This window comes from Puia sp. P3 (assembly GCF_050632245.1).
Lineage (GTDB): Bacteria > Bacteroidota > Bacteroidia > Chitinophagales > Chitinophagaceae > Puia.
The window spans coordinates 651,000-676,568 of sequence record NZ_CP192583.1 but is presented as its reverse complement, the minus strand read 5'-3'; the positions used below and the strand labels follow the sequence as shown (position 1 = coordinate 676,568).

Here is a 25,569-nt window from a genome sequence, read left to right as displayed (position 1 = left end):
GTGGCGTTGGCACCCGGGGAGGCCTCCTGAGTTGGTACCGCGAATCGGCCCGTTCGTACAGTCGATTATGCCGGTGGTCAGCAAGGATATATATTAGATAAAACTCTATCCACCATGCCAATTCCTTATTCCTTTGATCGTCGTCTGGTCATCAGAACTCCACTGCTACCGCTGCCCCAATCTGGTCAGGATATCGACACCCACCGTCTTTTGCAGGACCCCATTTTTCTCGAAGCCCTCTACCTCGCCTCCACCGTACTATATGAAGAATGTATCAAATGGAAGAACGGAACGCTTACGGCCAAAAAGGATGTGGACAGGCTGATGCGGTCTGTGCGCAAATACTATCTGCGCATGAGCAGCAGGTGTACGCCCTTCGGCCTTTTCTCCGGTTGTGCCGTGACGCAGTGGGGAGAGGACGGTGCGGCCATCCGGATGGACAGCACAGGCGTCCGGCGCCATACCCGGCTGGATATGCAGTATCTCTGCGCGCTGGCCCGGCATCTTTCGGCGCAGCCATTGCTGAGGAGCCGCCTGCTGTATTTTCCCAATAATAGTCTGTACCGTATCGGCAAAGAGCTGCGCTATGTAGAGTACGCGCATTCCGAGGAACGCGCAGCTATCATATCAGTTCGGTCGTCACCAACGACTATCTGGAGGCCATCCGCGGTCTGGCGGAAGAAGGCGTGACCATCCGGCAGTGCTCACCGAATTCCTGATGAAGGACGATATCCCGGCGCGCGACGCGGGAGAATATGTAGACAAACTGATCAGCAGCCAGTTGCTGGTCAGCGAACTGGAGCCCTGTATAACGGGTAAGGAATATATGGAGCAGTTGCTCGTCACCCTTCGGAGAGTGGTCTCGGAAGACGCGCCGGAAATAAAGGCCGTTCTGCGCGCGCTGAATCATGTCCGGCTCCTTCTCGACCGGCTGGACGAAGACCGCAGCGGAGACCTCTCCTGGTATAAGTCGATCATGCAGCAACTGGACGGACTTGGCGTTGCCTATAATGAAAGCAGGCTGTTCCAGACCGACGCGGTACTCGCGCCTGAGGGCGGTATGCCCGCCGGTGTCCAAACGCGGATCACGGAAGCGCTGGACGCGCTCGACAGGCTTTCTCCGGCGAGAAGTGGAGAGGCCCTCCGGTCGTTTGCCAGCCGGTATACGCAGCGCTATGGGGACAAGGAGATGTCGCTTCCCGAAGTGCTGGATACGGAGACGGGCATCGGCTATCTCGAAGGCAGTGGCATGGGCGTCTGTCCGCTGGTAGGCGACCTGCAGATCAGCACGGCCACTCCGGAACAAAAGTTGGGGTGGGGGCAAGTGGAGATGCTGCTGCACCAGCGGCTGGAGGAAGCCGAGGGCGAAGGGGACCGGCATCCGTCTCACGGACGAGGACCTGCGAAAACTGCCGGCCCCGTCGGGGGACCTGCCGGCGTCGCTGCCGGTGATGTTCCGGTGCGCCGGCTCCGACTCTGTCTATCTCGAACTCGCCGGTGGGTCGAGCGCCGTCAACCTCCTCGGCCGTTTTGCCCACGCCGACCCGGCTATAAATGATTTGGCCACAGATATCGCCTGTGGCGAGCAGCAGCAGGACCCGGACGTCGTGTTTGCCGAGATCGCGCATCTTCCGGAATCGAGGACGGGGAATATCCTTCTTCATCCCGCCTTTCGTGCGTACGAGATACCCTATCTCGCGCAGTCGTCGGTGGAAAAAGAATTTCAGCTCGACCTGCAGGACCTGTATATGTCCGTGAAGAATGGAAAGGTCGTGCTCCGGTCGCGCCGGCTGGGAAAAACGATCGTCCCGCGGCTGAGCACCGCACACAACTATGCACTGAGCACGCTGCCTGTGTATCGCCTGCTCTGTGACCTGCAGACGCAGGGCAAAAAATCCAGCCTGACGTTCAGCTGGGGAAGCCTGAGAATGCAGCACGCTCATCTGCCGCGCGTCAGTTATAGAAATGTAATCCTGTCGCTGGCCAGCTGGAATCTTCCGCGTCGAAGGATATCGAAGGTTGGAAGGACATGGGCTGCGGGGGAGCTGGCTGCACGTGTTGCGGAACTTCGTGCGAAATGGGGACTGCCGGCGCAGGTGCTGCTTTGCGAAGGGGATAACGAGCTGCCCCTGGACCTCGGGGATATGACGATGGTGCGGCTTCTCCTGGATAGTGTCCGTGGCAGGGAAAATTTTTTGCTGAAAGAATTCATTCGTCCGGAGGGGATCGTCAGCGACGGGAATGGGGCAGTCTATTCGGGTCAGTTCATCGCGGTGCTGCACCGCAATAGCAGTAGCTATGCAGCCGGTGCGGCGCAGCGGCCGGCTGCGGCGGAGGAGACAGCAGAAAAGAGAGATTTTACGCTGGGTTCGGAATGGCTCTATTTCAAACTTTATTGCGGCATCCGGTCAGCCGACAGGATCCTTACAGAGGCCATCGCTCCGCTGACGGAAGAGCTCCGGCAGTTCGGGCTCATCGACAAATGGTTCTTTATCCGGTATAACGACCCGGAGTTTCATCTGCGAGTGAGGTTTCGCCTCAAAGACACCCGTCATATCGGAGACGTGATCCTGATCGTGCATTCCTGGCTGCAGGGCTTCGAGAACGACGGCTATATCTGGCGCCTGCAGACGGAGACATATACGCGCGAGCTGGAAAGATACGGGCGGCTCGCTACCGGTCTGGCCGAATCGCTGTTCCACTGCGACAGCGAGGCCTGTCTGAAGATGCTGGCCCATACCCCGGAAGAAGAAAGGGGTACGGTGAGATGGATGTGGGCGCTTCCCGCCATCGACCACCTGCTGGACTGCTTTGGCCTGGGCGCCGCGGAAAGGCTAGCCCTGCTGCAGCACCTGCGGGACGCTTTTGCCGTCGAGTTCCGTCTCGACAAGCAGCTGAAGACGCAGCTCAACGACAAATACAGATCGTACAGGATCGATATCGCCGGACTCATGGAAGGCGCGGGACCGCTGGACGGAAGGTGGTATCCGCTGGTGTCGGTACTGAAAGAAAGGTCCGCGCAAATGCAGCCCATCGCCGACCGCATCAACTCGCTGGTGGCCGAAGGAAAACTCGAGGTTTCGCTGACCAGTCTGCTGGGAAGCTATATACATATGATGGTGAACAGGATCGTCACTTCCGACTCTCGGCTACACGAGTTAGTTATATACGATTTCCTCTGCAGAAATTATGTGACGCGTTCGTATATCGAAAAGAGTGATTTGTGTAACGAATTTTAGACCGGGTATTCTGCGTACTATCTTTACTATACAAACGCAGACAAAAAACTCAAACACAAACCATTTAACTTTAAAGCCATGACAACACAACGCGAACCCAAGAAACTGTCCTTTGAGAAAGTCGTTATCTCCGTCATCAGAAACACCGTCGCCAGCGACAACGGGATCAGGAATTACGTCATTCCGACTGTAGTATCGACCATTCCGGAATGCGATACGATCACCGGCGCGACTGGCATCGTCACACCATAGTACTGCCGTCCTTTACTTTTTGCTACCCGCGGGAGCCAGCGAAGTCTGGACTCCCGTAGTAGTTTGGTCCAGGTCACCGATTCAAACCAATATTGATGGAGCGCAATTTTTACTATATTTGGGAAGAGGACGTGCAAAGTATGATCACCTTATCTGGCGAAAAAAAATACCGGGTCGTTTTGCTCCATGCCATAGCCTGGCTGGCCTACATGCTCCTTGGGACCCTGCAAAAGGTGACCCAGCATCCCAATCTCCCGATCAATGTCGCCGATATCCTTTTGACCCAGTTGCCCGGGATCTATGTTTTTTATGGCAGCGCATTTGTCTTCTTCCGCTGTCTGCCTTCCCGGAGATATATCCGCCTGGTGTTCGCGGAGATCGTGCTCTTTTTTCCTACGTTACGCTGGCCTATCTTATCGGGTACCGGATCGCGCCGCTACTCCTGGCCAACTCGACGGTCCCTGCGTTCAATGCGGTTCGCATGCTCGTCGCGTCCCTGTGGGTGTTCTTCAATTACTCCGCCTTTTCTTTCGGCTACTATTTCGCCTTCCAGTCGATCAGGCGGCAGAAAGAGCTGCGGATCGCAGAAAAGAAAAGCATGCAGGCACAACAGGAGACGCTGATGGCCGAATACTCCTTTTTGAGGAGCCAGATCAACCCCCATTTTCTGCACAATACCCTGAATTTCTTCTACGCCAAATCACTGCGCGTCCTCGCCCGAACTTGTCCGACGCTATCCTCACGCTTTCCGAGATCATGCGCTATTCACTGGAGCAGGAAGACGACAACAACGGACGCGTCCTGCTGAGCCGGGAGGTCGACAATCTGAAAAAGGTCATCAAGATCAACGAGCTTCGGTTCAGCAACCGGCTCAACATCGACTTTTCTGTGACGGGCAGTATCGATAGCGTCCGGATCATTCCGCTGGTGCTGATCACGCTGCTCGAGAATGCCTTCAAGCACGGCGAGCTGATCAATCCGAATGATCCCGTGAGAATCCGGCTGTGTATGGATAGCAGTGGCGGGGGGATCCATTTTTCGATTCACAACCGTAAAAAGACCGGCCCCAAAGAATTGGGACACGGGATAGGAATGGACAATATCCGCAGAAGACTGGACTACGCCTACCACGAGAACTACCGGCTGGTCGTCACCGACGAAGAACAGCACTATTCTGTTGAGCTGACGATAAATAAACCTTAATCTAAAACCATTTTACCATGATCAGTTGCATGATCGTCGACGATGAACAACACGCTATCGACATTCTGACCCACCACATCCGGCAAACGCCTTTCCTGACGCTGGCGGGCGCCACCGCCAATCCGATAGAAGGGCTCAGCCTGGTGAGATACCAAAAAGCCCGACCTCCTTTTTCTGGACATTCAAATGCCCGAGATCTCGGGTCTCGATTTTATCCGGGCCATGCAGGGCAAGACCCGCGTAATATTGACGACGGCCTACAGCGAGTTCGCAATGGAGGGATTCGATCTGGACGTGGTCGACTATCTGCTGAAGCCTATATCGCTGCCCAGATTCCTGAGGGCGGCCCAGCGGGCGCTCAACCTGATCACGCTGTCTGCGCCCAGCCCGACCGAGGAGCCCATCGAAGACGACTATATCTTCGTGAAGACCGAGTCCAAGGGAAAGATGCTGAAGATCAATCTCGGCGAGATCGACTATATCGAAGGGATGAAGAACTATGTCGCGATCGTTCACAATGGTCACAAGACGATGGCGCTGCTGAATATGAAGGACCTGCAGGACCGTCTTCCGAAAAAAGGTTTTATGCGGGTACACAAGTCGTTTATTGTTTCTCTCCGCAAGATCACCGCAGTCGAAGGCAACCGGATCCACCTCAACAATATCAGGGCGGAAATACTCCTCGGGGACACCTACCGGACGGAATTCCTGGAGACGATGAAACATAAGTTGTTGTAGCGAAAAACCGTTTACGTACCGACAATCGGCCAGTTCGTGTAGAATAGTAGCTCATTTACACCCCCGGCGTAGTTTTACAGAAGCTAAGAAAACCGGATTTTTAATGAGACATATCGTTCAAACACAGCTGGATAGGATAAATGCTGCCATCGGGGGGGCCAGCAGCAGGGACGACTCTTTCCTGAACGGAAAGCTGGGTTTGATCTTTTATTATTTCCATCTTTATAAGGTAACCGGCGAGCAGGAATACGGCAATAAGGCCGAAGACATGCTGGACGCGGTGATGACCGGTCTGAACGCCGAGTCTCCAGGCTGGCGGGTGCATCGTTCGGCAGCGGCGGATCGGGTCTCGGCTATGTGATGAGCGTTCTGCAGCAGGAGGGATTCGTGGACTTCGATATCGACCGCGAATTTGCCGACCTTGACGAGTCGCTGTTCAATATGGCCCTGCACCAGATGGACGAAGACTTTATCGACTACCTGCACGGGGCGATCGGGGTCATCCACTATTTCACGTGCAGGAAGCCTTCTCCTGACACCCTGCGCCGTCTGGACCAGCTGATCGGGGCGCTCTGCGACCGGGCCGTCAGAAAGGACGCCGGATACTGGTTCCGCAACTATCTCGTTCGCACGGGCGAAGAGGACTATATCAATTTCGGACTCTCGCACGGGCTCAGCGGGATCCTGCTGATCCTCCTGAATGCCTACCGGCTGTCCGTTCATAAGGACCTCATCGAAAAGGTCGTGCGGGAAGGGATCCGCTTTATCCGGAAGTACAAAATGGATATCGACTATTCCAACGAAGAATATTCTTTCTTTCCAACTCTATTCAGACAGGAGGCAACCGAGATCACGGCTCCCAACCGGCTGGGCTGGTGTTATGGAGACCTCAATCAGGTGTTGCTGTTCTATCGGGCGGGGGAAGCTTTTGGCGATAGGGAGCTGACGGGTCTGGCGGATCTGATCGGGGCGCAGACGCTGATGCGGAAGGATCAGAGGTCGACGTTGGTTGTCGACAGTAGTTTTTGTCACGGGGCGTCGGGGTTGGCGCAGTTCTATCGGCAGTTGTACGCCGAGAGGTCGCTGCTTGCTTATAAGGAAGCCTATGAGTACTGGACGGAGAGGACGCTGATCTATCTGGAGAAGGATATGGCGGGCGGATTGTACGACGGGAAGGAACACCAGCTGCTGGATGGGCTGGTGGGGGTTGGCTTCTCGCTGCTTTCGTATATATCTGACCGTAAGCTGGGGTGGAGTAGATCGTTGTTGTTGTAGGGGCCCGCGTTACCCCATCGCCTTGTTCAGCGCGATGATCGCCCCCTTAAAATCTTCTCTCGCGATCAGGAATTGGAAGTTGACCTTCCTCAGCGCAAATCCCGCACTTACGATATTGATATTCTCCGCCGCCAGGGCCGCCGCGCTCTTGGCGAGCAGACCGGGCTGGTCCATATTGGTGCCGAGCAGGCAGACCATCGCTACCGGCTCGACCGTGACCTCTTCGAAGGCATTCTTCAGGTCGTCGATCAATTCCTGCTTGAAGTCCGCCTCCCATATAGCGATCGAAATGCTGTTGGCGCTGGTCGTCTTGAACGTATAGCTGATATGGTGGTCATGGAACAGCTGCATGATCTGGAAGTCGCTGCCCACATTGCCGACCATCAACGGGTCGTAGACGTCGATCAGGATCAGCTTTGTCATCCCGGTGATGACCTCCACCCTTTTCGTGTCGCTGACGTATTCCCGCGTGATGAGCGTACCCGGATGGGCCGGTTCGAAAGTATTTTTGATACGGAGGTTGATCCCGTTAATTTCCAGAGGTTTCGAGGCCTTGGGATGGATGGCTTCCATGCCTACGTCCGCCAGCTGGTCGGCGATATCGTAGTTGGTGTATCCCACGGGCTTTACGTTCTCGACGCCGACGAGTGCGGGGTCGGCCGTAGAAAGATGGTATTCCTTGTGGATGATGGCTTCCTGCGGCCTGAGGATCTCGGCGATCTTGGAGAACGTCACCTCGGAGTAGCCCCGGTCGAACTCGCGCATGATACCTTCCGTGCCCTTGGCATAGCCGGTAACGATGCAGATGCAGGCGGGAAGGTCGATGGCCGAGAAAGCGTCCTTGATGCGCTCGTCGATGGTGAAGGGGCGCTGGTCGTCAAAACCGCTGAGGTCGACCAATTTTGCGTTGAGTCCCTTCTTCACGAGTATATTGGTGAGGTTGAAGGCGGAGTGGGTCTCGCCGATGGAGGCGAGGATCTCGCGGGCGGCCTGCAGAATGCCTTCGCGGCTGACGTAGCCGGAGGCGAGAATATTGGCCAGGTTCTCCAGATAGGTCTGCGCCTTGGCGACGTGCTGCTCTATAAAACTATCAGCGACGGCAAGGTCCAGCCCCAGACCTACGTATTTCCTGTTGATCTCTTTCAGCTTCGCGACCATCTCTTTCAGCGAGTCGTGGAAATTTTCGCTTTTTACGATGCGGTGATAGACGCCGGGAGCGCCCGTCTTCTTGTCTTCCAGCAGCATGTTGGTAACTCCGGAAAATGCGGAGACCACCAGCACGCGATTGTATAATTTGTCTCCTGAACGGTCGAAATAAACAATGTTGTCAATAACTTCCTGAAGGGCACTCATCGACGTGCCGCCTATCTTCTCAACTGTTAACATTACAAAAACTACTTTAAAGAGGGCCAAAGCTATGACATTTTTGCATACTCTGGCCCTCCTATGGCAGGTTTATTGAATGATTAATTTCCTGATCTGCGTGTCGTCGGTATTAGTTCGAATTCTCAAAAAGTACATCCCTTTTGAAAAATTATCAAGATTCAGCTGGTTCGTACCGGGTCTGACGACAAAGACTTTTAGCGTCTGGCCGGTCATGCTCAGCAGGGTCGCGGTCACGGGTGAATTGTTGTCGGCGTCGATCTCGAGCTGAACGCTGTGCGTATAGGTCGGCACCGGCGAAAGTCTGACCACAAAGGACTTGCTGTTGAACTGCAGCAGCTTGATCACCGACAGGGTCGGCTTGCCGTCGAAGTCCTGCTCGCGGATGCGATAGTAGTCCCTGCCGTCCTTCGGCGCGGCGTCGGTAAAGGAATAGTCGCCCGAGTTGGTCGCCGGCACTTCTCCGATAGCGGTGTAGGCGGAGCCGTCGGTGCTGCGTTCGATGATATATTTCTCCGCGTCGATCTCGCTGTTGACGGTCCAGTGCAAGCTGCGACGAGCCGTTGATCTTTTTAGCCTCGAAGCCGACGAAGTTGACGGGCAGCGGGGCGACGGCGAATTTGGACGTGAAGCTGGAGGTCGATAACAGCGAGGCGCCGTTGAAAGACCTGGTAAGATTCACAGCGCCTCTCTCGTTGGTCAGCAGGATATCGTCGATATACCATCCGTCGACGGTAAAACTGGCGTCGCTGGCAAATCGGAACCGGATCTTCGCCGTCTTCCCCGCGAAGCTGCTCAGCGTCACGACCGTCTGGATAAAGCCGCCGCTGCTGCCTGAGAAGGCGGGTCTGTTGCTAAGGTTCAGCGTGGTCGGGTCGAGCGCGCCGGTGTAGCCGTTGACCGACATATAGGATCCGAGGTCCTGCCGGTGGTGCCTCCGTCGGTGGAGATCTCCACAACGCCGCCGTCATAGGCCGGGTCGGTATCATAGTAGTGCCAGAAGGAAAGTGTCGAGGCGGTGTCGAGCACCAGGTCGCCGGAGGTCAGGCGCATGTCCTGGTTGGTCTGATCCGTGGCAAACCAGGAATGCGTGCCGGTGTGCGCTCTTGCGCCCGAGACGGCGAACTGATAGGCGCCGATCGCCGATGGCGTCCAGGTGTATTTTGATGGGTCCTGCGAATCGTAGATCAGGGTATCAGGGCACGATACTGACCGGTGACGTTCGCCGTGACGGTGAATGTCTTTGTCTCACCCGCGGAGAAGTTGTTGTTGTCCCAGTGTACGGCCGGAGCGGTATAGGTAGACCCGCTGCCGCCGGTGGACGAGACATAGGCCAGATTGCCGGAGAGCGTATCCACGACCGAGATGCTGGTCAGCGCCTGGCAGTCGCAGGAGGCCTTGACGGTATAGGTGACGTTGTCGCCCTGCGAAAGCAGGCTCTTGTTCGCCGTAATTGCCAGACCCAGTCCTTTGGGCAGGTCGAAGGCCGCCGTCTGGTCCGTATAGCTGTTGGAACTGCCCTCGATGGCGCTCTTGCCCATGCCTCTGCGCGCGAAAGCGTTCCAGATGGCGCATTTGTGACGGTTGTCGTACAGCAGGGAGTCGGCCTTCAGGATGGCGTCGCGGCCGTCGAGGAAGCCCGGGCTGCAGGTTTGCAGTTTCAGGCCCATGACGACCAGCTGTAGCGCTATATTATTTCCTTTGGTGCCGTGGTAGATGTCCGCGTCGATGCCTTCCTGCTGGATGATATTCCAGGTCATGTCCCAGATGGTGGCGCACCAGATCTCCCCGATCGTGTGGACCTCGCCGCCCGTATTCGTCGACAGCATGGCGTAGGTCCACGGGTTGACCGACATATCGGTACTATAGGGGTAGGTGCGTATACCCCCTCCCGTTGCAGGTTCGGCCAGCACATAGGTGCCGAGGGCCCTGCTCTTCGTGCCATCCGTGACGGCTGCGGCGGACCAGTCGGTGGTGACCATCAGGGCCATATAGTCGCTCCACCCTCGCCCATCTGTTCGGCATTGACGAGACAATCCGCGTTGGCGGCGCCTCCTGTCAGGCGATTGGAGATACCGTGTGTGAATTCGTGGGCCATGACGCCGTTGTCTATGGCGCCGTCGCGATAGGTACCGCCGGAAGAAAGGGTGCCGCTGAGACTGGTGAGGTTGGCCTTCAGCGTGGCGCCGTCGGCCTGGGATATCATGATGCTCGGAATGGTAAGGGTGGTGTCGGTGCCGCTCATGCCGATGGCGGCAGCGGAGTTCTGGACAACGATGACGGCGATGGCGCCGGCGTTCTGCGCGTTCTTTGCTTTTACGGTAAAATTGCAGGTGCCCCTGTCGAGCATCGCGATCTTACCCGTGAGGCTGGGTGTGGGGTTGATACTGCCGCAGGCGAGATGGGTGCCGCCGGTGGCGTCGGCGAGGTATACGATGCTGCCGGTGATGGGGCCGATATCGGCGAGCCTGTTCTTGAAGCTGAAGTCCCCTTCGCTTGCGTTATAGTCGCCAGCGGCGGCGGCGGGAGCGGAGATATGCAATTTTGTGGTCTTGGTCAGGTCCCACAGATACATCCGCATCTTCGGATTGTAGCCATCGGGCGGGGTAAGAAAGTTGGCGTTGTTGATGCCGGCGCCGTCCTGCGCAAAGGCCAGCACGTAGTCGTTCTCTTCCCCTCCCCTGCCCTGGTTGCTGGCCTGAAAATTACCGGCAGCCTCGTCGAAACCATACTGGTAGCTGATATCGTGCATGATGTTGACCCAGTAGAACATATTGTCGAGGCCGCCGTGGATATTCCCGGACGTCCCCGCCGTCTGGCTGGTATCGACCAGTTTGTCGAAGGTCAGGCTGGGGCTCAGCGTGGTGGAGGTATCGGCATAGCCGCCGATATCGTAGCTGCCGTTGAAATCTGTCATTGCCCAGGCGTTGTTGCCGCGGGTATAGTTATAGTTATTGGTATTGTCGTAGTGCCAGCCCAGCGTCACGGCGTCATTGCCGCTGCCGGCGCGCAGCCAGGGATTGAGGTCAAGGACACGGTTGCCGAAGTTGGCGGACTCCATCGGGAAGGGATATACGCGGTAGGAGACGCTGGTGGCGGAGGGGGATCCGAATGAGGCGGAGGGTTCGGCCATCGCGGAAGACTTTCCGGCGGGTACGGTCGTGGGCGCGGGCCTTGTTGCCGGAGGCAGCGTGGGCCGGGTCGCGGGCGTGGTGGCCGGCGCGGTCGCCGGCGTGCAGTCATTGCTGTTCTTCTCGCTGACGATAAGGCTGCTTTTGTCGATAACCTCACCAGACTGGGCGTCGACCCTGATCCACCAGTTGCTGCTGCCGTCGGGAGTAGCAATACGGAGGTTCCAGGCGAGCCTGAGCCGCCTGGTGCTATCGCCGGGGAGCCACACGAGGTCGGCCGGGATGTCCTCGTTCGAGACGCCGGATCCGCTGTAGACAAAATGCTGTCGGAGGACCGTCTTGTTCAGCAGGCGCGGCGTTTGGGACATGGGCAGCGACAGATGAGTAGCGGCGGCCCTGATGGCCCATGTCGGGTCGATGGCCGGCGTGGGGGACAGTCCTGCCGCTCTTTCCCTTGCGGGAATATAATTGGTGGTTTTCGAGACCAGGGTATCGTTGCGGAAGACAAAGACGCCGATCTTTCTGTAGACGGGGATGCCCGACCAGGTCTGCTGCAGGTAGACCATGAACAGGCCGGTCTTTTTGTCCGCGTAAGCGTCGGTAATGAAATAGCTGCCGACGTCTGCCTGGGTGAGGCCGGCGGGCCGAAGATTTTTTTGCAGAAGCTTTGTCGCCTGTGCCTGCGGGCCGGTAGTCTGGTTGGGACTTATCTGCGTCTGGACAGGCAGCTGGACAGGCAGCTGGGCCGGCGGCTGGCCTGCCGGCTTCGTCGGCGGCTGGCTTTTGACCTGCGCCGTGACGGCGGTCGAAATAAGAGGGAGAAGGATGAACAGGAAAATCAATTTCCGGAGAGGGGTAAAATTAGAGTTCATAGATAGCTGTAATAGTCATGGTTAGTGATTCGGGCGAAAAAGTTACCGAGTATTCCAACCCCGGACTCTAACCATTTAGCCGTTGGCAGGTTTCAGTTATTGGATGACCCTGGGGACGACGATCTTTTGTAGGATAATAAATTGAAGGAGACGATTTTGGTAAGAAATTTCGGCTTGGTGGACGGGCCGAACGGGTGCGATATACCGGAACGGGTGCGGTATACCGTGAAATTAGGTCTTTTTATACATTATAAGAAGGTCCTATTCGAAAATCATTTTTACTTAATTTTCATTACTTACTGAAACTTCAGAAACTTTAATTAAATTTGTATAACAAAACCATAAGTTATGAGGACCCTTAGAAACCATATCATCCTTTTTGACGCCGAGTGCCCGATGTGTGATCTCTATTCCCGTGGTTTTGTGGCCAGCGGGATGCTGGACGGGGATGGCCGCGAGCCTTATCAGGAGGTGCTGGGAGGAGGTGGGACGGTGCTGGGAGGAGGTGGGAAGATCGTCGGCGCTGGTGTAGTAGCGGGCGGCGGCGTCTGCCCCGTCGTAGACCGGCAGAGGGCCGTCAACGAGATCGCGCTGGTCGATACGACGACGGGGGCCGTCAGCTACGGGATCGATAGTCTGTTCAAAGTCATCGGCCATTCATTCCCTTTTTCCGCCCCCTGTTCGCATGCCGGCCATTCGCCTGGCTGATGCGCAAGTTCTACTCCTTTATTTCCTATAACCGCAAAGTCATTATCCCCGCGCCGTCGTCCGGCAACGCCTCCTTACAGCCTTCTTTCAGCCTGCGGAATCGGCTGGCCTGGCTCGTCGTCGCCGTCCTGGTTTCCGGATTCATCCTCACCCGATATGCCCGCCTCCTGACGGGTGTAGTAACACCGGGCGGCGCCTACCGGGAATACCTGATCTGCGTGGGACAGATCGTCTTTCAGGGATTGATGGCGGCCCTGATCAGCCGCAACCGCCGAACCCTATGGGATTATCTCGGCAACATGATGACGATATCTCTCGCGGGATCGCTGCTACTGGTACCCGCCCTGCTGGCTCACTCGATCCTCAGACCTGGCCTGGCGGCCCATTCGATCCTCACCCCTACCCTCGCCGCGGGCTACTTTCTTCTTGTAGCGGGTGGTATGCTGCTCGAACATATCCGCAGGACCAAACTTCTCGGGCTGGGATGGGGTTTGTCAGCCAATGGGTCGGCTACCGCATGGTATTATTATTGCTGATTTTGTTGTAACTTTTTACGACACCCGTCGACCAATCCTGTGTTATGTCTATCTCCCGAAGAAAGTTCCTGAAGGCGGCCGGAAGTCTTACTATCGGCTTTTGTCTCGGTGGAAGGTCCAGACCGGACAGGGACCCGCTGTATCCGGGGACGATCTCGCCGCGGACTGATCTCGCTGAGACAGGGCTTGCCGCGACGCAGGGCGCCGCAGAGGCAGCGTCTCCGCCCGCCGAATCCACCATCAACGCCCTGGCTCGAAGTGCTGGCCGACGGCCGCATCCGCGTCCTCACCGGAAAGATCGAACTCGGCCAGGGCATCAGCACCGCGGTCGCGCAGGTGGCCGCCGACGAGCTGGATATGGAAATCTCCCAGGTCGAAGTCCTCATCGCCGAGACGGGCCGTACTCCCGACGAAGGCTATACCGCAGGCAGCAACTCCATCGAAAGCAGCGCTATGTCGATACGTCGCGCCGCCGCGGCCGCGCGCCAGAGTCTGCTCGAGATAGGCGCGAAACGACTGAATACTTCAACGGAGAACCTCACGCTATCGAAAGGAATCATCATCCCGCGCAGCGGCGGCAGAGGACTGACCATCGACGAAGTACTCGACGGCAAACAACTGACCGGTACCGTTCCCGCATCGGTGACACTAAAGCCCAAAAGCAGTTACCAACTCGTAGGCAAGGCTATCCCGCGCAGCGACGTCCCCCGAATAACGAAGGGCGAACCCGTATATGTACACGATCTCAGCTGGCCCGGTATGGTCCACGCCCGCATACTCCGTCCGCCAAATCCTGGCGGCAAGCTGCTGCAGTGGGACGACGAGCAACTGAAAAAGAATATTCCCGACTATATTCAAACAATCGTCAACGGCAGCTGGGTCGCGGTCATCGCCGCGAGGGAATATTCGGCGATACAGGCGCAAAACTTACTCCGAAAAAATTCACGCTGGTCGGACGGCCCGCCGCTGCCGGATCTCCGCGACCAGCAGCTGCCCGACTATCTCCAGACCCTTCCCGTAAAGACGGAAGAGGTAACAAAGAAAGGAGAACCCATACCCTCCCATAGCCTTAAATCCCGCTATTCCAAACCCTATATCATGCACGGCGCCATCGGCCCTTCCTGCGCCGTCGCACTATTCGACACCGACAACCACCTTCATATCTGGAGCCATAGCCAGGGCGTATATCCGCTGCGTGCGACGATCGCCAACCTCCTCCATATGCCGGAGGAGAATATCCATATAAAAGGCGTACCCGGCAGCGGCTGCTATGGACACAACGGCGCCGACGACGTCGCCGCAGACGCGGCGCTGGCAGCCATCGCCCTTCCCGGCAAACATATCCGCGTACAGTGGACGCGGGACGAAGAGCACGGATGGGAGCCCTACGGCAGCGCGATGGTCATGGAGCTGGAGGCGTTGATCGACGCATCGGGGAAGATCAGCCACTGGAAATACGATCTCTGGTCGGATACGCACGGCGTCCGGCCCGGAGGCAACGCCGCCAATCTGCTGTCCGCACACTATATCGAAAAGCCGGTTCCCGAGCGGGCATCCGGCTTCAGCGGGGGGCCTACCGCAACGCCCAGCCCTATTATTCTATTCCCAACCAACAGGTGGAAGCGCATTTCTTCGACGGACCGCTGCGCAGTTCTTCCCTTCGAAGCCTCGGCGCTTATGCGAACCTGTTCGCGATAGAATCGTTCATGGACGAGCTCGCCTCATCGGCGGGTAAGGACCCCTTCGAGTTCAGACTGGCACACCTCGACGACCCACGCGCGAGGGCTGTGGTCGGGCAGTTGCGAAAACTGGTCAGAGACGTGCCAACGGCAGGCATCGCCTTCTCCCGATATAAGAACAACGGAGCATACTGCGCGGTCGCCGCCGAAGTGGCGCGCGTCGCCAATCACCTGCGCGTGTTACGAATGTGGGCCGTCATCGACGCCGGCGAGGTGATCAATATGGACGGGATCAAAAACCAGACGGAAGGCGGTATGGTTCAGTCCGCCTCCTGGACCATGCAGGAGCAGGTGTCCTTCGACAGCCAGGGGTCACGAGTCTCAACTGGGCAACCTATCCCGTGTTTAATATCAGCCAGGCCCCCGAGGTCTCGGTTACCGTCATGGACCGCCCGATGGAACCCGCGCTGGGTGCGGGTGAGGCGGCTCAGGGTCCGGCCGCGGCGGCGATCGTGAACGCGGTCTATCGTGTCACGGGACAGCGGGTCAGACATTTGCCGGTGAACGGAAAAAAGTGAACGGAAAAAAAGCGCCCCGACCGGGGCGCCCTGTAGAATTTACCAATTCGGATTCTGCGTCAGCCGAGGATTCAGCAGGATCTCCTGCAACGGTATCGGGAACAGATAGTCCCTGTCCTCGCGGAACGTCTTCGGTATCGTCTTATTAATTACAACATCCCCGCCGGAAGCGCCATTCTCGAGGTCGACGTCGCTACCCAGCTTCAGATACACTACGCCCTGCTGCGCGACGGGCTTGGTACCGGTGTAGATACACACGTCCGGCGTACCGTTATGGTCCAGATCGAAAGTTCCGGGACCGGGGAAATATTCGCCCTTGAACTGCAGCGTCAGCAGATGCCCTTCCTTCCAGCGCATCAGGTCGTTCCAGCGGAAGCTTTCCATCACCAGCTCGACACGGCGCTCGCGGCGGATCTCGAGGATCACGCCCTGATTCGCGCCCGAGACCTGCGTATACTGGGCGGCGAGATAGGGGTCGGGGCTGGCATTGGCAAGGGCCATGTTCAGGTCGGGCATCCCGACGCGGTCGCGCAGCAACTTGATGCTGCGGTCGATGTCCGCACTGGGTCAGCGTCCCGAGCTCGGCCTTCGCCTCTGCGAAGTTCAACAGCACCTCCGCATAGCGGAAAAGTGGCAGCGGGGTCACCGACCTCGAATTCGCGTCCTGCGACGCATCGGAGACGAATTTTGTCATCTGGTAGCCCGTCGTGGTCGCGCTGAAGTCAGGCGCCAGCTGAAGCGTAGCTCCGATGCGGGTGTAACCGGGCGCACGCACGGTCTGCGCAAGCCGCGGGTCGCGATTTTGGGTTTCGGAGTAGAATGTCAGTGTATCGTATCCCGCAATGTCTGTGAAACGGCTGCCGTCTTTCATCAGATAGCTGTTGACCAGCCGTTTCTCGAGGCCCGGTTTGCCGTAGGAGGGAGACAACGTATAGTAGTTGAGGTTATGATAGACTGCGAGCGGCGCGCTGTACGTACGCGCGAGGATGGTCTCGCCCGGATCGGAAGCCTGCGCGGAGAAAAGCTCGCCGTAGGCTGCGGCGGGTGTGCTCGTGTGCAGCTTGTAGCCTCCCGTCCTCATCAGCGTGTCACAGATGTCGGCGCATTGCTGCAGCAGGTCGTTAGCACCCGTCAGGCCCTGGCCAAACAGGTCGTTCGCATGGTATTTCCTGAACGTCCCCTCGAAGAGGCATACTCGCGCCTTCAGCGCCATGGCCGTATATTTCGACACCTGGTCGATGGTCTTGGTGGACGTCATGTTGGCGATGGCATAGTTGAGATCGGCCAGCACCGAATCCATCACCAGTTGCCTCGAATCCCGTGGCCTCTTCAGCGCTGTCGTGTCGTTGGCATCAATGGCCGTTCCGATCCAGGGAACGGCGCCGTACATGGCGACCATATTGTAATAGAACCAGGCGCGGAACATCCGGGCGGCGCCTGCATAGGGAGCCGCAATATTGTTCGGAAGCTTTCCCTTCTGGTAGTTCTGCAGAAAGAAGTTGACGTTCCGGAGGTTGCCCCAGCTGCCATTGGGGCTGGAAGCGGCGCCATAGGACGTCGTATTGCTCCAGTTGGCGTCCGTCACCGGAACCACGCGCTGGCCCGTCGACTGACTGGGCAGGCTGCCCAGCACGATATTGTCGATCGATTCATTATAGATACCATAGGGAAACTGACCGTCTGCCGTCGGGAACATCCCGTAAAAAGAGTGTTGGTACAGCTGCAGCTCGCTCTCGCTGCTGAACGCATTGTCAGGCGAGATCTGCGACACGGGCTTGCGGTCCAGGAACTTGCTACAGGACAACAGGAGCACGCAGGGTGCAAAGAATATGAGTAATTTTTTCATTTCGCATTTTTAAAAAGTGATGTCCAGTCCGCACGAGTAATTCTTCATAAAAGGATAGTCGCGGGCATTGTTGTCTCCCCTGACGTTGTTGGCGTCGGCACTCACCTGCTCGGGATCGATATACTTCGTCTTCAGCCCGCAGATGGTAAACATATTGTCGCCGCTGACATAGAACTTGACCCTGGTCAGCATGAGACACCTGGTCATCCGCTCAGGCAGAGTATAGCCCACGCGCAGGTTCTTCAACCGGATGTAAGCGAGGTTTTGCATATACCGATTGTTCACGCTGGTCAGCTCGTTGTTGCCGTTGAGTGCCTCGTATCCACGCAGCTTGGGGAAATACGCGTTCGGGTTTTGCGGGCTCCAGATCTTGCTTTGAAAGTCCTTTGGAATAAAGCTGTAGTACGGACGGCCATAAAAGCCCCAGAACATATAGGTCTCACTGCCGGGATACCAGTCCTGGTGCCCGATGCCCTGAAGGAAAATGGAGACGTCAAAACCGTTCCAGTCCGCGCCGGCCGTAAAGCCAAAGGAGTAGCGCGGCAGGGAGTTGCCGAGTATTTTCTGGTCGCCGTGCCTGTCCAGCGTATTTTGTCCGGCGTTGACGGTGTCGTTGCCGTCGAGGTCCACAAACTTCATATCGCCGGCGTGCAGGAGGTGACCGTCGCCGGGAGAGCCGCCAATATTGGAGTTGACCGCCTTCTGGTTGACGGAGTAGTGCTGCGCCTCGTCGTCGCTCTTGAAGTAGCCGTCCACGGTATACCCCCAGATATCGCCGATGCGCTGACCGGGATAGTAATTGCTGAGCAGCTTTGTCGGGTTGTTGAAACGGGTGATATGCGCTTTGAAGTCGGACAGGACGATGCCAACGTGGTAGTTGAGCGTCTTCCTTCCCGCGCGGACGCTGCTCTGCCAGCCGACGCCGAGGTCATATCCCTTTGTGTCCAGGTCGCCCGCGTTCTGCTGGGGCGTTGCCGCGCCAAAGATAACGGGCAGCGTGGGCCCCGGGATGAGCATGTCTTTTGTAGTACGATTGTACCAGTCAAACACGATATTCAGCCGGTTGCGCAACAGGCCGATATCTGTACCGATGTCCGTGCTGGCGACTTTTTCCCAGGTCAGATTGGGGCTCACAGGGGTAGGACCCGCCAGTATCTGGGGTTTGTTGCCGCCGATCAGCCAGTTGGAAGTGCCGGTGCCGATGGTGGGGATATAGGGATAGTCCGACGCGCGCAGGTTGGTGTTCAGGGTCTGGTTGCCGAGCGAGCCCCAGGAGCCGCGGATCTTCAGGTCGGAGAAGATGTCCCTCAGCGGATCGAAGAAATTCTCTTCGCTGATCCTCCAGCCGCCGGAGACAGACGGGAAGAAGCCAAAACGCTGTCCGGGCGGGAAATGCGAGCTGCCGTCATAACGGCCGTCGAGTTCGAGCAGGTATCTGCTCTTGTAGTCATAGTTGACACGCCCGAAAAAGCCGAGCAGCGCCCATTCCACCTGGTTGCCGTTGGTAGTCGGCGCCGAAGTACCCAGGTCGAGCGAGTTGAGGTCGACCGAGAGCAGGTTGATGGTCGAGCCGGAGATGGATTTATATTTTTTCAACTCCTGGTTATACCCCGCCGTCACCTTGAGGTTGTGATCGCCAAAAGAATGGGTATAGGTGCCATAGGCGTTGATCACGTGGTACTGATCGGTGTTGGAGCTCTCGGTATAGGAGTCCGATCCGGCGTAGTCGGTCTCGCCGGGGTAGACCGACCAGGGCGCCTCGGTGCGGCGCTGCCAGCTGCCATAGGTATTCAGGTCGAAACCATAGCTGCCTACGAGACTGATATCATGCGTCAGGCCGGCTGTAAGGGTGACGACATTGGTCATGTCGAAGTTCTGGTTCTGTCCCTTTGACTTACCGTACTGGATATCCGCTGCCATACCGTCGGCGATGCCGTAGTTGTTTAGCTGCGTGCGGTAGGTAAAGGTCCCGTCCGGGTTCGTCGGCACATAGGAAGGCAGGGCGTGTACACCCATTTCCACGAAGGTGGTATTGATGCCCCATCCCGGGAAATTATAGGTAGAGGTCATGAACGACAGGTTCTCGGTCAGGTGCAGCCAGGAATTCATCTTCGCGTTGATCTTCGCGCGGATATTGTAGTTGGTATACGCGTCGCGGTTGAACTGCATCATGCCCTTCTGCTGGTAGTAACGGCCGGAAACATAGTAGTCCATATTGTCGGAGCCGCCGGAGAAGCTTAGCGAATGGCTCATCGAAGGCAGGGTATTACGGAAGATAAAATGCCACCAGTCGGTGTTGCCGTAGTAGATGTATTGCTGACGGCCGTTGCGGGTGTCGGTGACGACAGAAGGCAGTGAATGATTGGTCTCGCGCGCCTGCATCTGCTGATAGTCCGCCGCCGTATAGCCGGTATAGGGGCTGCCCGTTGCTATCTGGAAGGCCTGGTCGATCAGCTGATCGGTAGCGTAGCCGTCGGTCATAAAGGAATGGCTGGTCGTGGGCGTGGCGATGGAGTAGTTGCCGTTGTAGTTGACCTGGACCTTCCCTATTTTTCCGTGTTTGGTCGAGACCAGGATCACGCCGTAGGCCGCCCTTCCGCCATAGAGAGCCGCCGAAGAGGCATCCTTCAGCACGGTGATCGTCTCTACGTCCTTCGGGTTGATATTGTTGAGGTCGCCGGGCATTCCGTCGATGACGACCAGGGGGATCCTCTGTTGATAGACGTAAAGCCGCGGACGTTGAGATTGGCCGTAGCGCCCGGGTGACCGTCGCTGAAAGTGATGTTCAGATTGGGGATCACGCCCTGCAGGCCCTGTCCGATATTGGAGATAGGCCGGTCGTCGACGTCCCGCATATCGACCTGGATACCGCGCCGGTGATATTGGATCGTTTGAGCGAACCATAACCCACGACTACCACCTCGTTGAGACCGGTGTTTGCACCAATGAGGTGTACCGAGATATTATTCCGTCCACCCACAGGCACTTCCTGCTGCTGGAAGCCGATCAGCGAAAACACGAGGACCGAAGAGTCCGGGGCGCTGATGGCGAACTGTCCGTGCTCGTTGGTAACGTCGCCTTTGTTGGATCCTTTGACCTGGACGGATACGCCGGCCAGCGGGTGTTTGCCCGAGGAGTCGGTTACGACCCCGGTGATGGTGATGACTGAGTTGGGGTTCTCTTTTTCTACCATCGGCTTGATCACGACGACGTTGCCGATGACGTGGTAGGTCAGGGCCCGGCCGTGGAGGGCCTGTTTGAGCACCGCCTCGAGCAGGCCGTCGTGGATGGAGATATTGACCTTTTGTCTCAGGTCTATCTGGTCCAGGCGGTAGAAGAAGCTGTAGTCGCTGGAAGACTCGATCTCCTTCAATATTTTATGAAGGGAGACGTTGCTTTCTTGAATATTGAACCGTGCGTCCTGCGAGTATACGTGTCGCAGACGCGTGCATCAGTCCGGTAAGAATTAAGAATACTGTGAGCCTCATGATCTTTTGGGTTTGACGCAAAAAATCCTTTCGCTGTTTTGAAATAGCGTGCAAATGCATACCTTTAGTTATGGATTAATTAGTTAATAACTGCCTTGGTAAAACAGTACGTTATTAGCTGATGATCTTTCTGGCCGGGGAAAGCTGCAACTTTTCCCGGCGTTTTTTTAGGGCTATGGCTGTGTCATTCGATTGTAGTTTTAGTTTGGCGAATAGTAACCGTGTCTTTTTTTATCTCGTAGACGATGGGAGTCGTCTCTCGGATGATCTTCATGGCTTCTTCTATCGACTGTACGCGCGTGAATTTCCCGGTGTATATGATCCTGCTCAGGCCGGCGCTGACGATCCTGATCTTTACGTTAAACGTCCTTTCGAGCCGGCGCGCGACGTCATCGAATGACTCTTCTTCGAAGACGAGGGTGTTGTCGCGCCAGGCCTGGTATTTCTCCATATGTTCGGCGGTGGTGACCTGGGGCGTGCCGATGTCGATGCTCTGCCGGTCTGGCGTATACCTGGCGCCGTTGCTGCGGACGGTTGCCCCGGCGTTTTGCCGGATCTTCAGGACTTCGTTGCGGGTGAGGACGACGCCTTTTTGTTCGCCGGTGTTGCTGCTGTCTCCGTCGGCGGACACCTCGACCTTGCCCTCCATTACGGCGGCCACCCAGCTGGAACTGCCCGGATATGCGCTGACGGTGAAGATGGTGCCGACGTCGCGGACCCGGTAGCCGCGGGCCTTTACGACGAATGGGAGCTTCCCGTCGTGGTGTACGGGCAAAATATCCTTCTCCGTCGAGGGCCACTTCCCGGTCGGTCTGGCCGAAGCCCGCCGAATAGCTGAAATGGGTGCCGGCGTTGAGCCAGACTTCAGTGCTGTCGGGCAGGACGAGTCGTTTCTTTTTGCCGTTGCCGACGAAGGTGTCGAAGGCGGTGGCGGCTGCGGTCGGTTTTTGTTTTTGACAGCAGGATGGTTGCCGTGCCTGCTGCCAGGAGGATGAGGATGGCAGCGGCGGCCTTTATCGGGGTGATCAGGCGGCTTCGGCCGCTGGCCGAGGTGGCGGGCGGCGCGCTGGCCGGCGACGAATGAGGAGCGGCGACCGGACCCGTAACGGGATCCGGGCCGGCCTGCAAACGCTGCCTCAACTGTTCGAATGCTTTATTGGTATCGACGGCGGGCTGGCCGGGGTGGTGCAGGGCGTCGTCCCAGGTGCTTCTCAGCTGGATATAGTAGTCCATATTCTCCTGGCTCCGGGCAATCCATTGCCGGACGAATTCGCGCTGCTCCTGGTCGGCCTCGCCTGTGATATACCTGATTATGAGTGTCTGGATCTGTTCGTTCATAGCTGGACGAAGCCTAAGACAACCGGATGGGCGGATACCCTCAAAGGGGGAAAAATATTTTTTAGGCCGGGGCGAGGAGGTGTTTGAGGTGGCGCCGCAACTTTTCCAGGGCGATGGACATCTGGCGCTCGACGGTCTTGGGCGAGAGGCCGAGTTGCCGGGCGATCTCCGAGTACCGGAGATGCTGGTAGCGGCTGAGCTTGAAGATCTCCCTGCATTTTTCGGGCAGGCTCTCGATGGCCTCGGCCACTTCGCGTTCGAGCTCCTCCTCCCTTACGAGGTCCTGGTAGTCGTGGGTGGGCAGGTGCGCCTGGAGGACGTGGTCGACGTATTCGCGGACGACGTTGCGGTGCTTGAGGTGGTTGAGACAACGGTTCTGGACGGCCCTATACATATATGCGCGGAAGGAGTAACTGATGAGCAGCGTCTCCCTTTTCTCCCAAATGAAGGCGTAGGTATCTGCCACTATCTCTTCGGCTACGTGGAGGTCATCCGTGAGGCGGTTGGCGAACAGACAAAGCTTTTCGTAATACGCCTTGAACAGCACTTCGAAGGCCTGCATGTCCCCATTCCTGAGCCTTTCCATCCATATAGTATCCTCTTGATGCATTCCTTCCGGCAGATAGTTAAGATTAAATCCGCCCACAAATTAAAATGCGGGGGACATTTTCTAAATATAATGAGTAAAAGTTAATAAACTCATAATAATGTGGGGGTATCCTCGCGGTGGAGCGCCGGTTCGGATCGTTCGGGGACCCTTATAATTCATGGCACGCGCGGTTTGGGCGTATGGAAATCCGCGGGCGCCGCATCCTAACGCCTATGTCCAGCATCCACCTCAAACTGGCGCTCCGCCAGCTACAGAAGAACAGGGGGTTTACCGCCCTGAATATCTTTGGCCTGACCGTCGGCCTGACCACCTTCCTGCTGATCGTACTGTATGTGACCGACGAGCGAAGTTACGATCGCTGGCACCCCAACGCCGATCGTATCGTCAGGCTGAATACCGACGTAAAGTCCAACGGCGCCGTCTCAGAGCTGGCCAACGCCTCCCCCGTCATAGCGGCGACCCTGCGACAGCACTACCCGGAAGTAGAAGCTACCACCCGCATCGCCCGCTATCCCGACGCGCATTTTTACAAAGACCAGCTCGCCATAGCCGAACCCAATGTTGCCCGGGCCGACGACAACGTCTTCCCCTTCTTTGGCCTGCCGCTGATCGAAGGCGATCCCCTAACCGCCCTGAAGGACAGGCACTCCATCGTCCTCACAGAAAGCGCAGCGAAAAGATACTTCAACAACACCCACGTCATCGGTCGCACCATCATAAACGCAGAGGACAACAAACCATTCAGGATCACAGGCGTCCTGCGCGACGTCCCAAAACAATCCAGCTGGCAGTTCGACTTCCTGGTCTCGATCCACGCCGCCCACCAGCTGGACGACAACCCAAGTTTTTTCGCCATCTATCCAATGTCCACCTTTGTGCTGCTGCGTCCGGGGACCGATCGCGCGGCATTTGATACAAAGCTCGCCGGGCTCATGAACATTTATGCCGCCAAATACGCACAGATGGAGAAAGAGACCAAAGGCGAATTTATGATAACCCTCAGCGAGACGCCGTTGACCGACATCCACCTCCATTCCCACCGCACCGACGAGCTGGCCGTCAACGGGAGCATCCAATACGTGTGGATATTCTCCGCGATCGCAGTTTTTGTCCTCCTCATCGCGGGCATCAACTTTATGAACCTGTCCACCGCCCGTTCGGCCAACCGCGCCCGTGAAGTAGGGGTCCGAAAGGTACTCGGATCACTGCGCCGGCAGCTGATCAGCCAGTTCCTCACCGAGGCGCTATTGCTTACAACGGCCGCGACAATCATAGCCGTCGCACTTACCTGGCTGTCCTTACCATGGTTCAACGACCTCACCGGAAAAGAGCTGCGGCTGTCAAATACCCCATGGCTCCTCCTCTTCCTGATCGTCATAGCAATGTCCCTTTTTGCCGGCGCCTATCCCGCGTTCTTCCTGTCCGCCTTCAAGCCCGTCCAGGTGCTAAAAGGCAAGCTGGCTTTAGGCGGCAAAGGCAGCGGGCTGCGCAGCGGACTGGTCGTCCTGCAGTTTTCCATTTCCGTCTTCCTCATCGTCGGCACCCTCGTGGTCTTCCGGCAGCTAAACTTCATACAGCACCGCGACCAGGGCTATAGCCGCGACCAGATGCTGGTCATCTCCGACTTCGACGGCATGCCCCACGCCGAAGACCTCAAAAAAGCCTTGGGCCGGCTGACCGGCGTCACAGGCGTCACCATGACCGACTACCTGCCCACAGGAACCCGCCGCTGGCACAACTACGGCCAGGCAGACGGCAAAGGAATGTACCTTCAGACCGAGTTGTGGATCGTCGACGCCGACTATATCCCCACCATGGATATGCGCATAGTAACCGGCCGAAATTTCTCCCAAACAATGGCAACCGACAGCACCGCCATCATCATCAACGAATCAGCCGCACGCAAATTCGGCATCGCCGGCGATCCCCTTGGGAAAACCGTCCGCTATCCCGGCTATCTCGGCGGCACAAAGGACTTTCATGTCGTCGGTGTCGTAAAAGACTTCAACTATTCATCCATCCGTACAAGTATAGGCCCCTGGTGATGGTCTGCCGTCCGCAGGACAACCAGGCGGGATTCGCCATCCGGATCGCCCCGGGGCATATCCCCGATGTCCTGGAAAAAGTGAGAGCGGAATGGAAGGCATTCGAGCCGAACCGGGCCTTCAACTATAGTTTCATGGACCAGGACTTTGACGCCGTCTACCGGACCGAGCAGCGGATGGGCGGGCTGATCGGTGTGCTTACCGGACTGCTCATATTCATCGCCTGTCTCGGCCTCTTCGGTCTGGCGGCCTATGCGGCGGAGCAGCGGGCAAAGGAGATTGGCATTCGCAAGGTGCTGGGCGCCGGCGTACCATCGATCGTCGGGCTCCTGTCGCGAGATTTCGCCCGGCTGATCGCCGTGGCGCTTTGTATCGCCGTCCCATTGTCGTGGTGGATGATGCACCGCTGGCTGGAGAATTTTGCCTACCGCACTGATATCTCCGTCTGGATCTTTGTGGGAGCGGCGGGTATTGTTTTTTCGATAGCAGCGCTTACTACGGTATTTCAGTCGGCAAAGGCGGCCGTAGTCAATCCGGTCAATAGTTTACGATCCGAATAAGCCGATGAAACCATCCATCAATGGCGGGGCCGCTTCGGCCAGATACACTACACGCAGATAGCCAACTCGCAGGCGCCGTCCGTGGAAG

Annotated in this window: 25 protein-coding genes and 5 pseudogenes; 16 read left to right on the top strand and 14 right to left on the bottom strand. The window is 57.1% G+C overall.

The window, feature by feature from the left end; genetic code table 11:
- The first annotated feature begins 114 nt into the window (after window positions 1-114).
- From ACQ86N_RS03910 to ACQ86N_RS03865, 10 genes and pseudogenes are all read left to right on the top strand, one after another.
- Window positions 115-690, top strand: a complete 576-nt coding sequence (locus ACQ86N_RS03910; protein ID WP_431214032.1) for a lantibiotic dehydratase — start codon at window positions 115-117, stop codon at window positions 688-690.
- A 10-nt stretch (window positions 691-700) separates the two neighbouring features.
- Window positions 701-1,360: pseudogene (locus tag ACQ86N_RS03905) on the top strand (lantibiotic dehydratase); the annotation flags it as partial.
- A 19-nt stretch (window positions 1,361-1,379) separates the two neighbouring features.
- Window positions 1,380-3,239, top strand: coding sequence for a thiopeptide-type bacteriocin biosynthesis protein (locus ACQ86N_RS03900; protein WP_431217978.1), 1,860 nt, complete (start codon window positions 1,380-1,382; stop codon window positions 3,237-3,239).
- 78 nt (window positions 3,240-3,317) lie between these two features.
- Entirely contained in the window at window positions 3,318-3,491 is a 174-nt protein-coding gene (locus tag ACQ86N_RS03895; protein WP_431214031.1) for a hypothetical protein, read from the top strand.
- Between the two features lie 481 nt (window positions 3,492-3,972).
- Window positions 3,973-4,299 carry a histidine kinase gene (locus tag ACQ86N_RS03890; RefSeq protein ID WP_431214030.1) on the top strand — a complete coding sequence of 109 codons (327 nt, stop codon included), beginning with the start codon at window positions 3,973-3,975 and terminating at the stop codon, window positions 4,297-4,299.
- Complete coding sequence (locus tag ACQ86N_RS03885; RefSeq protein WP_431214029.1) at window positions 4,248-4,694, top strand: sensor histidine kinase; 447 nt, start codon at window positions 4,248-4,250, stop codon at window positions 4,692-4,694. The genes ACQ86N_RS03890 and ACQ86N_RS03885 overlap by 52 nt, the downstream gene beginning before the upstream one ends.
- Before the next feature lie 162 nt (window positions 4,695-4,856).
- Window positions 4,857-5,027 (top strand): annotated as a pseudogene (locus ACQ86N_RS03880) (LytR/AlgR family response regulator transcription factor); the annotation flags it as partial.
- A 114-nt stretch (window positions 5,028-5,141) separates the two neighbouring features.
- Window positions 5,142-5,432, top strand: coding sequence for a LytR/AlgR family response regulator transcription factor (locus ACQ86N_RS03875; RefSeq protein ID WP_431217977.1), 291 nt, complete (start codon window positions 5,142-5,144; stop codon window positions 5,430-5,432).
- A 103-nt stretch (window positions 5,433-5,535) separates the two neighbouring features.
- Complete coding sequence (locus ACQ86N_RS03870; protein ID WP_431214028.1) at window positions 5,536-5,793, top strand: hypothetical protein; 258 nt, start codon at window positions 5,536-5,538, stop codon at window positions 5,791-5,793.
- A complete protein-coding gene (locus ACQ86N_RS03865) occupies window positions 5,790-6,707 on the top strand; it encodes a lanthionine synthetase LanC family protein (protein ID WP_431214027.1) in 918 nt (305 codons plus the stop codon). The genes ACQ86N_RS03870 and ACQ86N_RS03865 overlap by 4 nt, the downstream gene beginning before the upstream one ends.
- Before the next feature lie 9 nt (window positions 6,708-6,716).
- Here the strand turns inward: ACQ86N_RS03865 and ACQ86N_RS03860 are convergent, their stop codons facing one another.
- The 6 genes and pseudogenes from ACQ86N_RS03860 to ACQ86N_RS03835 form a co-directional block, all read right to left on the bottom strand.
- Entirely contained in the window at window positions 6,717-8,093 is a 1,377-nt protein-coding gene (locus ACQ86N_RS03860; protein ID WP_431214026.1) for an aspartate kinase, read from the bottom strand.
- A gap of 69 nt (window positions 8,094-8,162) precedes the next feature.
- On the bottom strand, window positions 8,163-8,639 hold the full coding sequence (locus tag ACQ86N_RS03855; RefSeq protein ID WP_431214025.1) for a T9SS type A sorting domain-containing protein: 477 nt from the start codon (window positions 8,637-8,639) through the stop codon (window positions 8,163-8,165).
- A gap of 166 nt (window positions 8,640-8,805) precedes the next feature.
- Window positions 8,806-8,997: pseudogene (locus tag ACQ86N_RS03850) on the bottom strand (hypothetical protein); the annotation flags it as partial.
- Window positions 8,952-9,143: a hypothetical protein gene (locus ACQ86N_RS03845; RefSeq protein WP_431214024.1), complete on the bottom strand. Its 192-nt coding sequence runs from the start codon at window positions 9,141-9,143 to the stop codon at window positions 8,952-8,954. The gene ACQ86N_RS03845 and the pseudogene ACQ86N_RS03850, both read right to left, overlap by 46 nt.
- Before the next feature lie 134 nt (window positions 9,144-9,277).
- Entirely contained in the window at window positions 9,278-9,631 is a 354-nt protein-coding gene (locus tag ACQ86N_RS03840) for a hypothetical protein (RefSeq protein ID WP_431217976.1), read from the bottom strand.
- Window positions 9,632-9,676: 45 nt separating this feature from the next.
- Window positions 9,677-11,151: pseudogene (locus ACQ86N_RS03835) on the bottom strand (M36 family metallopeptidase); the annotation flags it as partial.
- 1,290 nt (window positions 11,152-12,441) lie between these two features.
- Between ACQ86N_RS03835 and ACQ86N_RS03830 the strand changes: the two are divergent.
- The 4 genes from ACQ86N_RS03830 to ACQ86N_RS03815 all read left to right on the top strand — a co-directional run bounded on the left by ACQ86N_RS03830 (window position 12,442) and on the right by ACQ86N_RS03815 (window position 15,532).
- Window positions 12,442-12,801, top strand: coding sequence for a hypothetical protein (locus ACQ86N_RS03830; protein ID WP_431214023.1), 360 nt, complete (start codon window positions 12,442-12,444; stop codon window positions 12,799-12,801).
- Complete coding sequence (locus tag ACQ86N_RS03825) at window positions 12,801-13,337, top strand: hypothetical protein (RefSeq protein WP_431214022.1); 537 nt, start codon at window positions 12,801-12,803, stop codon at window positions 13,335-13,337. Before ACQ86N_RS03830 ends, ACQ86N_RS03825 begins: the two co-directional genes overlap by 1 nt.
- Before the next feature lie 108 nt (window positions 13,338-13,445).
- Window positions 13,446-15,035: a molybdopterin cofactor-binding domain-containing protein gene (locus ACQ86N_RS03820; protein ID WP_431214021.1), complete on the top strand. Its 1,590-nt coding sequence runs from the start codon at window positions 13,446-13,448 to the stop codon at window positions 15,033-15,035.
- On the top strand, window positions 14,954-15,532 hold the full coding sequence (locus ACQ86N_RS03815; protein ID WP_431214020.1) for a molybdopterin cofactor-binding domain-containing protein: 579 nt from the start codon (window positions 14,954-14,956) through the stop codon (window positions 15,530-15,532). Before ACQ86N_RS03820 ends, ACQ86N_RS03815 begins: the two co-directional genes overlap by 82 nt.
- Before the next feature lie 101 nt (window positions 15,533-15,633).
- Here ACQ86N_RS03815 and ACQ86N_RS03810 read toward each other — a convergent pair whose 3' ends face one another.
- From ACQ86N_RS03810 to ACQ86N_RS03775, 8 genes and pseudogenes are all read right to left on the bottom strand, one after another.
- A complete protein-coding gene (locus ACQ86N_RS03810; protein WP_431214019.1) occupies window positions 15,634-16,095 on the bottom strand; it encodes a RagB/SusD family nutrient uptake outer membrane protein in 462 nt (153 codons plus the stop codon).
- Window positions 16,096-16,216: 121 nt separating this feature from the next.
- Window positions 16,217-17,440, bottom strand: a pseudogene (locus ACQ86N_RS03805) (RagB/SusD family nutrient uptake outer membrane protein); the annotation flags it as partial.
- A 9-nt stretch (window positions 17,441-17,449) separates the two neighbouring features.
- A complete protein-coding gene (locus tag ACQ86N_RS03800) occupies window positions 17,450-20,125 on the bottom strand; it encodes a SusC/RagA family TonB-linked outer membrane protein (protein WP_431214018.1) in 2,676 nt (891 codons plus the stop codon).
- On the bottom strand, window positions 20,086-20,295 hold the full coding sequence (locus tag ACQ86N_RS03795; RefSeq protein ID WP_431214017.1) for a hypothetical protein: 210 nt from the start codon (window positions 20,293-20,295) through the stop codon (window positions 20,086-20,088). Before ACQ86N_RS03795 ends, ACQ86N_RS03800 begins: the two co-directional genes overlap by 40 nt.
- Window positions 20,238-20,813, bottom strand: a complete 576-nt coding sequence (locus ACQ86N_RS03790; RefSeq protein ID WP_431214016.1) for a carboxypeptidase-like regulatory domain-containing protein — start codon at window positions 20,811-20,813, stop codon at window positions 20,238-20,240. The genes ACQ86N_RS03795 and ACQ86N_RS03790 overlap by 58 nt, the downstream gene beginning before the upstream one ends.
- A 299-nt stretch (window positions 20,814-21,112) precedes the next feature.
- Entirely contained in the window at window positions 21,113-21,703 is a 591-nt protein-coding gene (locus tag ACQ86N_RS03785) for a FecR family protein (RefSeq protein ID WP_431214015.1), read from the bottom strand.
- An 89-nt stretch (window positions 21,704-21,792) separates the two neighbouring features.
- Entirely contained in the window at window positions 21,793-22,266 is a 474-nt protein-coding gene (locus ACQ86N_RS03780; protein ID WP_431214014.1) for a hypothetical protein, read from the bottom strand.
- Between the two features lie 61 nt (window positions 22,267-22,327).
- On the bottom strand, window positions 22,328-22,852 hold the full coding sequence (locus ACQ86N_RS03775; protein WP_431214013.1) for an RNA polymerase sigma-70 factor: 525 nt from the start codon (window positions 22,850-22,852) through the stop codon (window positions 22,328-22,330).
- A 203-nt stretch (window positions 22,853-23,055) separates the two neighbouring features.
- Here ACQ86N_RS03775 and ACQ86N_RS03770 point away from each other — a divergent pair, with 203 nt between their 5' ends.
- Both ACQ86N_RS03770 and ACQ86N_RS03765 read left to right on the top strand, forming a co-directional pair.
- A complete protein-coding gene (locus tag ACQ86N_RS03770) occupies window positions 23,056-24,921 on the top strand; it encodes an ABC transporter permease (RefSeq protein ID WP_431214012.1) in 1,866 nt (621 codons plus the stop codon).
- A complete protein-coding gene (locus ACQ86N_RS03765) occupies window positions 24,921-25,481 on the top strand; it encodes an ABC transporter permease (RefSeq protein WP_431217975.1) in 561 nt (186 codons plus the stop codon). The genes ACQ86N_RS03770 and ACQ86N_RS03765 overlap by 1 nt, the downstream gene beginning before the upstream one ends.
- The last annotated feature ends 88 nt before the right edge of the window (window positions 25,482-25,569 follow it).

What these genes read in the sequence shown, in the direction of transcription:
- ACQ86N_RS03910 (WP_431214032.1), top strand. Translation starts at nt 115, where the DNA reads ATGCCAATTCCTTATTCCTTTGATCGTCGTCTGGTCATCAGAACTCCA.
- ACQ86N_RS03895 (WP_431214031.1), top strand. Translation starts at nt 3,318, where the DNA reads ATGACAACACAACGCGAACCCAAGAAACTGTCCTTTGAGAAAGTCGTT.
- ACQ86N_RS03890 (WP_431214030.1), top strand. Translation starts at nt 3,973, where the DNA reads ATGCTCGTCGCGTCCCTGTGGGTGTTCTTCAATTACTCCGCCTTTTCT.
- ACQ86N_RS03885 (WP_431214029.1), top strand. Translation starts at nt 4,248, where the DNA reads ATGCGCTATTCACTGGAGCAGGAAGACGACAACAACGGACGCGTCCTG.
- ACQ86N_RS03875 (WP_431217977.1), top strand. Translation starts at nt 5,142, where the DNA reads ATGCTGAAGATCAATCTCGGCGAGATCGACTATATCGAAGGGATGAAG.
- ACQ86N_RS03870 (WP_431214028.1), top strand. Translation starts at nt 5,536, where the DNA reads ATGAGACATATCGTTCAAACACAGCTGGATAGGATAAATGCTGCCATC.
- ACQ86N_RS03860 (WP_431214026.1), bottom strand. Translation starts at nt 8,093, where the DNA reads ATGTTAACAGTTGAGAAGATAGGCGGCACGTCGATGAGTGCCCTTCAG.
- ACQ86N_RS03845 (WP_431214024.1), bottom strand. Translation starts at nt 9,143, where the DNA reads ATGCGCCTGACCTCCGGCGACCTGGTGCTCGACACCGCCTCGACACTT.
- ACQ86N_RS03840 (WP_431217976.1), bottom strand. Translation starts at nt 9,631, where the DNA reads ATGGGCAAGAGCGCCATCGAGGGCAGTTCCAACAGCTATACGGACCAG.
- ACQ86N_RS03830 (WP_431214023.1), top strand. Translation starts at nt 12,442, where the DNA reads ATGAGGACCCTTAGAAACCATATCATCCTTTTTGACGCCGAGTGCCCG.
- ACQ86N_RS03825 (WP_431214022.1), top strand. Translation starts at nt 12,801, where the DNA reads ATGCGCAAGTTCTACTCCTTTATTTCCTATAACCGCAAAGTCATTATC.
- ACQ86N_RS03810 (WP_431214019.1), bottom strand. Translation starts at nt 16,095, where the DNA reads ATGGCCCTTGCCAATGCCAGCCCCGACCCCTATCTCGCCGCCCAGTAT.
- ACQ86N_RS03800 (WP_431214018.1), bottom strand. Translation starts at nt 20,125, where the DNA reads ATGCCCGGCGACCTCAACAATATCAACCCGAAGGACGTAGAGACGATC.
- ACQ86N_RS03795 (WP_431214017.1), bottom strand. Translation starts at nt 20,295, where the DNA reads ATGCGGGACGTCGACGACCGGCCTATCTCCAATATCGGACAGGGCCTG.
- ACQ86N_RS03780 (WP_431214014.1), bottom strand. Translation starts at nt 22,266, where the DNA reads ATGAACGAACAGATCCAGACACTCATAATCAGGTATATCACAGGCGAG.
- ACQ86N_RS03775 (WP_431214013.1), bottom strand. Translation starts at nt 22,852, where the DNA reads ATGGAAAGGCTCAGGAATGGGGACATGCAGGCCTTCGAAGTGCTGTTC.
- ACQ86N_RS03770 (WP_431214012.1), top strand. Translation starts at nt 23,056, where the DNA reads ATGGAAATCCGCGGGCGCCGCATCCTAACGCCTATGTCCAGCATCCAC.
- ACQ86N_RS03765 (WP_431217975.1), top strand. Translation starts at nt 24,921, where the DNA reads ATGGTCTGCCGTCCGCAGGACAACCAGGCGGGATTCGCCATCCGGATC.